General features: G+C 36.3%; 8 protein-coding genes. 7 read left to right on the plus strand and 1 reads right to left on the minus strand.

The features are described from left to right. The 4 genes from SKM54_RS12205 to SKM54_RS12220 all read left to right on the plus strand — a co-directional run. The coding region (locus SKM54_RS12205; RefSeq protein WP_321095480.1) for a hypothetical protein at window positions 1–772 on the plus strand (772 nt) is incomplete at its 5' end. 1 nt (window position 773) lies between these two features. Then, the gene (locus SKM54_RS12210) at window positions 774–926 is read left to right on the plus strand and encodes a hypothetical protein (protein ID WP_321095482.1); all 153 of its coding nucleotides are present in this window, start codon (window positions 774–776) and stop codon (window positions 924–926) included. A gap of 52 nt (window positions 927–978) precedes the next feature. Next, entirely contained in the window at window positions 979–1221 is a 243-nt protein-coding gene (locus SKM54_RS12215; RefSeq protein WP_321090060.1) for a hypothetical protein, read from the plus strand. A gap of 9 nt (window positions 1222–1230) precedes the next feature. Further along, window positions 1231–1389, plus strand: a complete 159-nt coding sequence (locus SKM54_RS12220; RefSeq protein WP_321090058.1) for a hypothetical protein — start codon at window positions 1231–1233, stop codon at window positions 1387–1389. Window positions 1390–1675: 286 nt separating this feature from the next. On the opposite strand, the gene SKM54_RS12225 is transcribed toward SKM54_RS12220, so the two are convergent. Next, complete coding sequence (locus SKM54_RS12225; protein WP_321090057.1) at window positions 1676–2407, minus strand: Fic family protein; 732 nt, start codon at window positions 2405–2407, stop codon at window positions 1676–1678. A 633-nt stretch (window positions 2408–3040) separates the two neighbouring features. Here SKM54_RS12225 and SKM54_RS12230 point away from each other — a divergent pair. The 3 genes from SKM54_RS12230 to SKM54_RS12240 all read left to right on the plus strand — a co-directional run. Beyond that, window positions 3041–4762, plus strand: a complete 1722-nt coding sequence (locus SKM54_RS12230) for a ShlB/FhaC/HecB family hemolysin secretion/activation protein (protein WP_321095484.1) — start codon at window positions 3041–3043, stop codon at window positions 4760–4762. An 11-nt stretch (window positions 4763–4773) separates the two neighbouring features. Beyond that, the gene (locus SKM54_RS12235) at window positions 4774–5289 is read left to right on the plus strand and encodes a toxin-activating lysine-acyltransferase (protein WP_321095486.1); all 516 of its coding nucleotides are present in this window, start codon (window positions 4774–4776) and stop codon (window positions 5287–5289) included. A gap of 35 nt (window positions 5290–5324) precedes the next feature. Continuing rightward, window positions 5325–10943 (plus strand): two-partner secretion domain-containing protein (locus SKM54_RS12240; protein ID WP_321095488.1); only part of this gene is annotated, 5619 nt, incomplete at its 3' end.

Genomic DNA, 10943 nt, shown 5'->3' on the forward strand with positions numbered 1-10943 from the left:
GGTCATATTTTATTCATTACCAATAGTTTTGGTTATTTCATTATTAATATATGGCTATGACAGTATGCACGATCCTGAAAAAGTCAAAGCACGATTATATGCCTGTGGAAAATTTGGTGATCAGCAGATGCTTGTTGATAAGCAATATCTACATTATGCAAGAGTAACTTATCAGGGTGTTAATTATTGGGGTAAAAATATAAAAGAAGAGCATAGTGCTAAGGGATGCAATGATCAAATTCAAAGTATTGATTTAAAGGTAAAATGGCCTGAAATGACACCGTCTGGTGATGGTTTTCAATTAGATTCTGATAGTAAAAATGATACCACAATATCATTAAACCAACGCTCATTCTGGACAGATGAGTTGGGAAGTAAAGACTTTCTTGATTATATTGAAGCTTTAAAAAATCGCTTAAAGAGGGGGAGGTACTCAACTGGGGACGATGTAAGTGAGGCATGGATAAATGAGACTAAAAAATTTAATTCTGATTTGGGGCTCTATGAAATAGAGGAAGAAACTGATTCATCGACAACAAATAAAACACTGTATTGGCAGGAAGTAAAAGACAAAGGAGTTAGTCTATTTATTGAATGTCTTTATTTTAAAAGTGGAGAGTCACGGTGCGAATTCACGGCTCATCAGCCTAATTATGGGTTTAATACCAGTTATCTCAAGATCTCTTTTCATAGCGAGTTACTGCCACACTGGCAACAATTATATCAAGATGCAGAACAATTAATAAATTCTTTTAAAGTTGGGGGAAAATAAAATGAAACATCCAAAAGAAATGAACATAGATACAGCTAGAGGTTTTCTCGAGCAAGGTAATCCAACTGGAATGTATAACTATATGAAAGACTATGGTTATATTTATCCAGAGCTTGCGAATGGCGTAGTCAAAGGGGATTCCTTAGCAGGATAAGGCTGATCATTCTGAAGTTTAGTTTGATTTAATTTAGAAATTGGAAATATTTATGGAAATCTCTTTTGTTTCGACAGTGGGCTTATTCTTGATAGTTGGTGGAGTCTTATTGCCAATTTATACAGGAAACCTATTTTCTATGTCAAAAAAAACTAAAGAACAATATTTAGAGCATGTTAATAAGGGGGAGAAAGGATGGTTAGTTGACTTTAAAATAAGTATTTTTATAAGAAAATTTTGGATTTATATCACTATTGTAGGTTTTTTTCTTTTTTTTATAGGTTTTTATTTTTAGGGGAAATTTATGTCTTCAGCTGAAAATTATGAAGCAGTTACAAATGGTATTCAAACAGCGGCTGGTTTCGTTGGAAAGCATTTTGGGGGAGCATATGGTCAGGCTTATGGGGTATTTCTTTCAGGGCAGCTAGGCGTTACGGGTAGTCCCTTGCTCATACATTTATAACTTGGTTTTTTTAATCTAGCCGTACATTCTTTTTTTTAAAGAAAAATCAGAGCTTGTTCTCATCTATCCAAGTTTTTAAGGCATTAATAATTACAGGAGCAAAAGGAGTAAGTTTGCCATTAGGCGTATCCTTAAGTTTTTCAATCAGTAGCTTTAAAATCTCATCATCTTCAATATCAATTGGATCATCAGAATCGATATTCTGAGTAAAGAGAATGATTCTAGATGCAATTGTGGCATCTAGTGCTAGCGATCAAGACACCGCTCAAGCTACCGTACAAGCTGTTTATATTCCTAAAACAGTTTGATATGGTTTAAATCCTTCCAGAACAGCTTCGGAAACTAATTGAATAAAAGCTTCAGTTTTTCCATAAGCCATCCATTGATCTAAAGCTTCGTAGTAGGCTAAGCGATTTTCAACAGTGATAACGCATGGAGGGTAGCCAGCTTTAAGTAATTCGAGATTCATCAATAGACGTGATGTACGTCCATTGCCATCAATGAATGGATGGATACCTACAAAATCTGCATGTACTTTAGCAGCACGTTCGATTGGATGAAGCTTATGTGCTTCTGTATTGTACCAATCGATTAGCTGACTCATTTTGTCATTGAGCAATGTGTAGTCTGGTGGAGTAGTTGTAGCACCTGAGATTAAAACATTTTGTTGACGATAGCGACCTGCATTTTCATCATCAATATTTTTTAGAATGAGTTGGTGGATGTTTCGAATCTGCCATTCAGAGAATGGTTCTTCTTTACGAATAATATCTTCAACATAGTAGATGGCATTTCTATGGTTGATTGCCTCGAAATGTTCTCGTAATACTTTGCCGCCAACAGTAATACCTTCTAGGACAACCTTTGTTTCAAGCAAGGTAAGTGTATTGCCTTCGATCGCATTCGAGTGATATGTCCAACGGATAATAAGGTCTTCTTGTAGATTTTTTACAATTGTAGGGGAAAGAGGACGATGCTGATCTAACCTTGTCTTCAAATCGTCAATAGTTTCAAACATGACCTTATCCCTGAGTGTGTTGGAATGAATGATACATGAAAAAGAAATAGCACAAAATATAATGATATATTATTACATTTTATTTCTGTGCAATATGTTAAAATGCGTACACAAATTCTAATCCTAAATATGGATTTGAACAAAATTAGTTTTAGTATTCAATGCACTAAATCTAATTTGGGTATATATTGGGTACAGAGTCTTAGGGGTAGATTTTCTTTTAAGAATTAGTGGTTTAGGTTTTTAGTTCAATTCACACCACAGGAATTATTTTTTTGTTTTAATTGATTTAAAACTAAGTTTATTGAATAGATATAATAAAATTCACGTTAATCCTGTATATTTTTTACTAAAAAATATAAGTTCTATTTGAGTAAATTCATATTTTAAAAATAATTGATCGAGTGTTTAACAACGAATTTCGTATGTAAAGTAGCAAAGGAATAAATTGGTTTAATTGTGAACTTAATACGAATTAAGAAAGATAATATAAAAAACAACAATTTATTAAATAAAATTAAATAAATTGTCAATATATATTGAATAATTACGTGAAATTTGTTATTTTTTTGTGCAAAATTTAATCACAATACAATTATGTTCACTAAAAATATATTAGTAAAAAGCGTTCTTTTGGCTTTGGGGAGTAGTGCTATTTCTGCAAATATTTATGCAGAAAGATTTGATCCTGCTGTAGATGGTCTTATACAAAATCAACAACGCCAAGCAGAATTAGCAAAAATCATTCAACCTTCAGTAGATGTGAATTTAGATGCTGCACGTCAAAAAGAAAACTTGAAACTTCATGAAATAAAAGAAGAAAACTGTTTCGATATTAATGAAGTAAAACTTAATGGCGAAATGAGTGAAAAGTTTAGCAAATACTTAACACAAGCTTTAAAAGAACTCGAATTTAAGTCAGGCATGTGTATGGGTGAACAATCCATTAATTTGCTGATGACTAAAACACAAAACATTATTATTGGTCGTGGCTATACCACAACACGTATCTTGGCAGCCCCACAAAACTTAAGTACAGGTACTTTAGAGCTTACTGTTATTCCTGGTTTAGTTCGAGAAATCAAACTTGATTTAAGTGATGAAGCGAATACCAGAGCAGGGCGAATTCAATATGCGAAGAACATCTTTCCAATCAAAAATGGAGATGTACTGAATCTACGAGACTTAGAACAAGGCTTAGAAAACTTAAAACGTGTACCAACGGCAGATGCGGACATTCAAATTGTCCCTGCGGATGCACCGAACCAAAGTGATGTCATTGTCAAATGGAAACAAAGAAAAATACCAATCCGAGTGACTTTAAGTGCAGACGATGCAGGAAGTCGTCAAACAGGTAAGTACCAAGGCAACATCACTGTTTCATTAGACAATCCCTTATTTCGAAGTGACCTTTTCTATATTACGGTGGGTCGTAACTTAGCAGATCAACAAGAAATAACAGATCAACATGGTACGACAGTAAAAAGCGGTACCAATAACTATGCACTGCATTATTCAGTACCGTATAAAAACTGGCTTATGAGTGCCAATGCTAGCCAATACAGTTACGACCAAGCTGTTGCCGGTGCGAATAACGTCTACAACTACAATGGCGAAAGTAAAACACAAGATTTGGGTGTAACTCGCTTGTTATATCGTGATGCAAAAAGAAAAACCTCAGCAAGCTTTAAAGGTTGGCATCGCCAATCAAAAAGCTTCATTGATGATGCAGAGATGACCATCCAAAGACGCGATGTTTCAGGTTGGCAATTTAATATAGATCACCGTGAATATATTAAGTCATCGGTACTCGATTTGAGTCTTGGCTATAAGCGCGGTACAGGTGCATTTAGTGCTTTACGCGCTCCAGAAGAAGCCTTTGATGAAGGGACTTCGCGCATGAAGATTTGGACATTAGATGCCAGTTTAAATGTGCCATTTCAATTTGAACAACAAAACTATAACTACTCCAGTTCAATCAGAGCGCAGTACAACGACACACCATTAACCATGCAAGATCGTATGTCAATTGGTGGACGTTATACGGTACGTGGCTTTGATGGGAACATGACCTTAGCTGCAGACCGTGGTTATTACTGGCGTAATGATTTAGCCATGTCAATTTTGCCATCACACCAATTCTATATTGCATTAGATGCAGGCCATGTTGATGGGCAATCTGCGGATCAGCTTTTAGGTAAAACCTTAGTGGGTAGTGCGATGGGCTTTCGAGGTCAAGTGAAAGTGGGTGGCACATTTTACTATGACGTGTTTGCAGGTAAGCCGATTAAGAAGCCAGATTACTTCCAAAATTACGACATGAACTATGGTTTTAGTGTGAATTACTCATTTTAGTTGAGGATAGTATGAAGATTGGAAATATTAGTTTAATTGCACCATCCCATTACCCTCACGAACATTGGAGTGAAGCTGAAGTTTTAGGTTCATTGATGTGGTTATGGCAATACGTGCCACAGCTAAAAGATGCACCCTTAAGCTATTTAATGACGAGAATCGTGCCTTATATACAGCACAGACAATTTGCTGTGTTTATTGAAAATGACCGTGTTATTGGTTATGTCAGTTGGGCATTTTTAAATATAGAGACTGAAAAAAAATATATACAAAGCGAAGGTCTACCATTGTCAATTGAAGAAAGTAGCAGTGGTAATCGCTTATGGATTATTGACTGGTTTAGCCCATTTGGTCATAGCAAAACGATTAAAAATATTATTGCTCAACAATTATTTCCTAACAATGCCATGAGATCTCTCTATCACAGAGGTAACGAGACAGGTTTGAAAATAATGACATTCAAAGGGGATGTGATGAGTGAGCAAGATTTTAAGCACTGGCAAAACCAACACGCACTTGCTGAATAAAATATTTAAAAGATTAAAGAACAGGTAATTGAGAAATGAATAAGAACTTTTATAAAACGATTTTTAGTAAAACCCGTGGTGAAATGGTGGTTGTTGCAGAGAATGTATCTGCAGAAGGACAAACGAATAATCAACGCACCACGCAGGTAGAGATAGACACAGAATCTACAGCTGAAAAAAGTTTAGGCTTAAAAGTTCTCTCATTCTCCATCATGCTTTTAACGGGCGTTGCAAGCATTAGTATTACTACAGATTTAGCACAAGCCAATGTAGTTGCAGATCCAAATGCAGCAGGAAATCAAAGACCAACGATTATTAATAGCGCCAATGGAACGCCTCAAGTAAACATTCAAACGCCAAGTAAGGCAGGCGTTTCGATGAACCATTACCAACAATTTGATGTGAATCAAAAAGGCGTAATTCTAAATAACAGCCGTCAAAACACCCAAACTCAACTTGCAGGACATATTCAAGCAAACCCATGGCTTGCAGGTGGCGAAGCCAAAGTTATTGTTAACCAAGTGAACAGTAGTAACCCAAGTCACTTAAATGGTTATATTGAAGTGGGTGGACGAAAAGCCGATGTGATTATTGCCAACCCAACAGGGATTAATGTTGATGGTGGTGGATTTATTAATGCGGGTGGAGTGACCTTAACCACAGGGAATCCACTATTGAATAATGGTGTGGTGACAGGCTTTCAAGTTCGAGATGGTTTAATCAACATTACAGGACAAGGTTTAGATACCAGTAAAACCGACTATACGCGCTTACTCAGTCATGCAGCACAAATCAATGCAGGCGTTTGGGCAAAAGACTTGCAAGTAGTGGCAGGTCAAAATGATATTGATGCGAATAACAATATCCGTAAGGTGGGTACAGAAAGCAAAGAGAGCCCAAAATTCTCAATAGATACAGGAAGTCTAGGGGGAATGTACGCAGGCAAAATTAGCCTGATTAGTACAGACAAAGGCGTGGGCATTAATAACGCAGGGCAAGTATTTTCGTCTGCTGGTAGTATTAAAATTAGTGCAGATGGACAACTACAAAATAGTGGTTCAGTGGTCGCACAGCATAAAGAAGATGCCAAACAAGCAACATTAGATATTCAAGCTACAGACTTAAAAAACAGTGGCAGTATTTCGAGTTTAGGCAAACAAAGCATACAAACGACAAATCTCAATAATACAGGTTTGATAGCAACGTCTGCAGAATTGAACATTCGTAATAAAGCGAGCATTCAAAACCAAGGTGAGATTAATGCAGGTCGAATTGATATAGAAACAAAAGATCTGAAGAACAGTTCAGGTAAAATTATACAAACAGGTCTACAAGACTTAGCGATTGATGCCAAAATGCTTAATAATAAAAATAAAGGCTTAATTGGTTATAGCGAAATAGAGCAAGACACAGGAACAGCCCCAAGTACAGGCACTGGCGGTGGAAATACAGGTGGTTCAGGAACAGGAACAGAAGCGCCAAGTACAGCGACAGGTGGTGGTAGCACTAGTTCGGCCAATACGTCAATTACTGCGAGTTTTGCCCAAGGCAAGATTAAAGCAGACAGTATTGAAAATGATGCAGGGAAAATTACAGCAAATGGTGGTGTAGATTTAACGCTTAATCAAGGTTTGGATAATAGTGATGCGACATTAAACTTAAATACTTTGAATGTTAAGGGACAGCATTTAAAGAATAATCAGGGTGTCGTTACCGCACAAGATGCGACGGTTAAAACAAGAGATATTGATAATACCGCAGGTAAATTTCAAGTCGTTCAGCACCTGAGTATTGAGAGTGAACAACTTAAAAATACACAAGGACAAATCCTTGCGGGTAAAACATTAAGTATTGGTACAGGTGACTTAAATAATAATGAAGGTGAGCTTCTTTCATCACAAGATTCAGACATTCAAGCAAGTGATGTTCAGAATACAGCAGGTAAAATTCTAGCGAATCAAAATGTAGCGATTGATGCAAAATCAATTACAGCTGATGGTCAACTCAGTGCAGGTAATGATTTAAAGCTGAAATTAAAAGATAGCTTCACGACGAAGAATAAAATTGAAGCAGGAAATAATTTAAAAATTGAAACCGCAGGTAATCTGGTAAATACAACAGAACTACAAGCAGGTTCAAAATTAGAACTCAAAGCCAATGATATTGATAATAAAGATACAGGGCGAATGATTGCCAATAATGGCACCCATATTAAAAGTGAAAACTTAACTAATCGTGGTGAAATTAATAGTAATGGTCAAACATTAGTTGAGCTGACGAATGCTTTAAATAATATTGGCACAGGTCGTATTTATGGTAACCATGTTGCAATATCTGCAAATAAAGTCATCAACCAAGAAGAAAATATAGCTGCTGAATCTAAAGCTGCTGTGATTGCAGCAAGGGATCGATTAGATTTAGCAGCCAAAGACATTGTAAATAAAGAAAATGCACTGATCTCAAGTGAAGGCAATATGGCGATTGCTGGTGCTTTAGATGAAAACAAGTATGCAGTTGGACAAGCACAAAGTATCAATAATAACAGTGCGAAGATTGAAGCAGGTGCTGATTTAGCAATCTCAAGCCAAACATTAAGAAACACCAATGAGCATTTAAAAACAGAAATAAAAGAAGTGGACCGCCAACATTTAGTTGAATATGAGGCGCAAGGACAAAATCAGCGTTATACCGAAGGTAGTCAAGCTGAGTTGGGGTGGTCAATAAAAAATAATGAATCGGATCATATGGTGACCCCAGATGGGAAGTGGCATGAAAATTGGCATAAATATGATTATGAAAAAATTAAGCAAGAAACCCAAGTTGTAAATTCAGCACCAGGGCAAATTATTGCAGGTGGGAATATTAAAATTACGGGCGACTCTTTACTTAATTCGGATAGTCAAATTCTTGCTGGTGGTGTTCTAGATGTTGCTGTGAAAGATCTGGATAACCATGAAACATTGGGTCAAACCATTGTAACAGATGAAGGTGTACTCCATAGTTATTGGCGTAAACATAAGAAAGGTCGTGATACGACTGGACATAGTACATCTTCATATCGTCCAGCACCGATTATTACAGATTTAAACTTGGGGGTGTTGGCTTACCAAGAGCATGTTCAAGCACTATCAACAACTAAGCCAGATACTCAACTGAATGCACAGTCGACTGTAAAAAATGATATTACAGTTAGAACGCTAGATGTAAATACATCTCTACCGAATAGTAGTTTATTCAACACTAATCCAAATAATCCTGAATATTTAATTGAAACTGATCCTGCATTTACTAACTATAAAAAATGGTTAGGTAGTGACTATATGTTGAATATGCTTACAACAGATTCGCAAAATATGCATAAACGTTTGGGTGATGGCTATTATGAGCAAAAACTAATTACACAACAAATTAGTCAACTCACAGGACGTCGCTTTTTAGATGGCTTTAATAGTAATGAAGAGCAATTCCAACAGTTGATGCGAAATGGTGTTACGGCAGCACAATCTATGCAGTTAAAAGTGGGGATTGCCTTAAGTCCAGAGCAAATTGCTAACTTAACGAGTGATATTGTTTGGTTGGTTGAACAACAAGTGACATTAGCAGATGGACGTGTTGAAACTGTATTAGCTCCACAGGTATATGTTCGATTACAGGCTGGAGATATTAATGGTAATGGTGCATTGCTTGCAGGTAGTAACACGTCTCTGAATGTTGAAAATAGTCTTGTAAATAGTGGCATTATTGCAGGTCGAAATGCTTTAGTTATTCAAGCCGATAGTATTCAAAACCTTGGTGGTCGATTAACTGCTGATAAACTTTCCGCTAAGGCCAATAAAGATATTACTAATGTGAGTGGGATGATTGATGCTAAGCAACAATTATTCTTAGATGCTGGTGAAAATATTAATATTGTTACTAGCACAAACACAACTCAAAATAACCAAGGTTCAAACACGCATTTAAACCGTCAAGCTGGTGTTTACGTAACGGATAAAGATGGACAGGGTATACTCGCATTAAATGCAGGTAAAGATATACAACTCAATGCTGGTGTTATTTCAAATGCCAGTGAAGAAGGTATTACACAACTTACTGCAAAAAATGATATCAACTTGGGTACGACACAAGTTAGTCAAAAGCAAGAAAATATTAAAGATGCTAATAACTACATTAAACGTAGTGAGCATGGAGAAATTGGTAGCCAAATTCAAGCGCAAAATAACATTCAGCTGAATGCAGGAAATGACATTAATTTACGTGCATCTGAAATTAATAGTGCGCAAGGTAATGTGATTGCTCAAGCAGAAAATATCAATGTTAAGTCTGGTGAATACACTAAAACAGCAGATGATGCTTTAAAAACAAAGAGTAAAGGCTTTGCAAGTACCACAACAAGAATATTTAAAGATCGTTCTGAACAAACTCAAGCTGTTAGTAGTGTTATTGGTGGTCAAAACATTAGTTTAAATGCTGAAAAAGATATATCTGTAAAAGGCAGTCATGTTATTGCGGATCAGAATACAGTTTTAAATGCTAAACAAGATGTACGGATAGAGGCTGCAACAACAACAAGTACAGAAAATAGTATTTATAGTAAGAAAAAATCTGGCTTATTTAGTAGTGGTGGTTTAGGTGTTACTTTAGGAAGTATAAAAGAATCAACAGATCAAACAGGACAGACAAAGCGAAGTACTGCTTCATCTGTAGGTAGTTTGAATGGAAATACGCATATTGTTGCTGGTAAAAACTATCAACAAACAGGAAGCAATGTTTCTGCTGTAAAAGGTGATGTCAATATTGTTGCACAGCAAGTCAATATAGAAGCTGCAGCAGAAAATCAGCAAAATGATTACAAATATGAGCGTGAGCAAAAAGGATTGACGCTTGCTGTAAATGTTCCAATTGTATCTGCTATACAAACTGCTCTTAATTCAAGTGAGCAAGTTGGTCAAAGTAAGAATGATCGTGTAAATGCAATGTCTGTTGCAAATGCAGGATTTGATGCTTATAAAGCAGGACAGTCTATTGCTAAACTTAAAGATGCAGCAACAAGTGCACAGGATTTGACTAAAGCGGCAGAAGTAAGCGTTAGTCTTACTTATGGTCAGCAAAAAGAGATGAATTTTAGTCATACGGATAGTACGACAGGGGCTGCAAGTCAGGTGAATGCTGGTGGTCAAGTTAATGTTGTTGCAACTGGTGCAGGTAAAGATTCGAATATAAATATCATAGGGTCTGATGTTATAGGGAAACAAGGTACTCATTTAACAGCAGATAATGATATTAATATCCAATCTTTTGAACAAAATAGTACAGAGCGTTCAGGCAATAAAAGTTCAGGATTTAATGCTGGCATAACCTATAGCTCACAAGCAGGATTTGGTATTACTGCGGGTGGAAACTTAGGGAAAGGATCTGGTAATGGCGATGAAACAAGTCATTTAAATAGTCATGTTGGCTCACAAGATAGCTTAACTACAATTAATAGTGGTAATGCTACAAACATTATTGGTGGTCAGGTTCAAGGTAAAGGTGTTCAAGTCACTGCCAAAGAGTTGAATATTGAAAGTTTGCAAGATAAAGCGACTTATAAAGCAAAACAGGAGAATATTTCTGGTCAATTCTCTGTCGGGACTGGTGGTGGAAGTGCCTCT

The sequence above is a fragment of the Acinetobacter faecalis genome, assembly GCF_034187745.1.
GTDB lineage: Bacteria > Pseudomonadota > Gammaproteobacteria > Pseudomonadales > Moraxellaceae > Acinetobacter > Acinetobacter faecalis.